The following is a 2,239-nucleotide window of genomic DNA, read 5'->3' on the forward strand; positions in this document are numbered from 1 at the left end:
TTTGCTGTTCTAAAGGATAGTTTTCAAACACCATAATATGGTTGATTAAATTCTGCTTTTGTTCTGTTTGTGTCTGTATTTCATACAACGGATACGTATCATATGCATGTGAGGCTATCGCCTGTTTTTGATTTCTTTTCATCACTTCTACAAAAGATTCTTCCGCTTCACAACGAATACGCACAGGAATTGTGTTAATAAACAATCCAATAATATTTTCTACACCCACTATTTCGGATGGTCTTCCTGAGACCACACTTCCGAAGACAACATCTGTACTATTATTATATCTTTGTAATAATACACTCCATGCTGTCTGCATTAATGTATTCAAAGTGACTTGGTTACTCTTCGCGACTTGTTTCAATTGCTCAGTCAATTCTTGACCAAGATTCCAAACCAAGTTACCCGAAGCATAGCTTTCATTATCTCTACCAGAAGTAACCTTCGGTAACAGTGTTTGCCCTTCATACCCCTCTAAATAATTATTCCAATACTTAGAGGATTCTTCATAATCTTGTACTTCTAACCATTCAATGTAGTCACTATACGGTGTTACTATAGATAACTCAGGCTCTCTTTGTTCCTGAATTGCATAGTAAGTCTCAAATATTTCCTGTATTGCCAGTGGCATACACCAACCATCCATTAAGATATGGTGGAAGCTCCAGATAACATGGTATGTTTGCTCATTAGTACGTAAAATTGCCATACGCATTAATACATCTTCAGCAAGATTAAACCCTCTTTCTTTATCTTCAGCGGTATACCTCTTTATCCAATCTTCACGTGATGATTCTTCCATTTCCTGAAGATCTTCAAAATGAAAATCAACTTTTCGATTTCGGTATACAATTTGTAACGGCTCATCATTCCAATCACTCACAAAATTCGTTCGGAATATGGCATGCCTTTGTACTAGTTTTTCCAAACTTTGAACAAATGCTTTTACATCCATACTTCCTTGTATATCGAACGTCGCTTGTTCAAAATAAGCTTCTGATTTTGAATTCATCAAGCTATGGAATAACATACCTTTTTGCATTGGCGTTAACGGATACACGTTTTCGATTTCGCCTATGTGCTTAGTTTCCTCTATAATTCGATCTAATGCTTCAATCGTCATTCCCTTGAAAATAATATCACTTGGTGTCAGCTCGGTTTGTTCTTTCGTTACACAATGTTCAATGACTTCCTGTAAACTCGCTTGCAGCCCATTGGCCAATTTTTTTATGGTCTCTCTTTGATATTGTTTTTTACTGTAGTTAATATCTAATGATAATTTCCCACCCGATATCATTCCATTAATATCTAAAACATATGATTTTTTATGATTCTTATCCTCAAAATCACCACTTGAATAAGATGACATCTGCATATCAGTATTCTCTAAATCCTGATCAAACTGTCCCAGATAGTTGAAGCTAATCTCTGGATTCAATGTGAAATTCTGTTTTCCTTGATTTTCAGATAGATATTTTATCAGACCATATCCAATCCCTTTATTTGGAATCTTGCGCAATCCTTCTTTAATATTCTTAATTTGATAAGAGATATCGCTTCCTGCTTCTATCGGTAGAACTACTGGGTATTGACTCGTAAACCATCCTACTGTACGAGTAATATCAAGATCCGAAAGAATAGACTCTCGTCCATGTCCTTCTAAGTTCACTACAATGTTTTCCATTCCTGTCCACTTATGAATTGCTCTTCCTAAAGCCGTTAACAATAAATCATTGATTTCAGTGTTATATGCCCGGTTTGCTTGTTTTAATAACTGCTCGGTTTCAGAAGCTGTCCATTGGATTGTGATGTTTTCACTATCCTTTATTAAACTACAATCTTGTTCCTTATCTTTCGGCAACAATCCCGTTGGGATGTGTTCAATCTCATTCCAATATTCACGTTCTTTCTCCATCTCTGGACTGTTCGCGTAACGAGTCAATTGTTCGGCCCATAATTTGAAGGAGTCTGTTTTTTGCGGGAGTTGGATTTCCTCTCCATTTATCGCTTGTTCATATCCTGTTTCGATATCTTCCAGTAAGATTCTCCAAGACACACCATCTACGACTAAATGATGAATCACAATCAATAAATGATCGCCTTCTTTACACTGGAATAAACCCAATTTCATTAACGGCCCTTCTCTTAAATCAATACTACTTTGGATCGCATTTGCAGCCTCTTCAATTGCTGAGGAAGGATTTACCTCTTCTGTAAAATCTCTTACTTCTAAGCT

At 36.3% G+C, this 2,239-nt stretch carries 1 protein-coding gene; it reads right to left on the reverse strand.

Annotated features, from left to right (window positions below):
* Positions 1-2,239 (reverse strand): condensation domain-containing protein (locus ACTFP3_RS30075; RefSeq protein ID WP_440012085.1); only part of this gene is annotated, 2,239 nt, incomplete at both ends.

The sequence above is a fragment of the Bacillus cereus group sp. MYBK5-2 genome (assembly GCF_051915685.1).
Taxonomy (GTDB): Bacteria; Bacillota; Bacilli; order Bacillales; family Bacillaceae_G; genus Bacillus_A; species Bacillus_A cereus.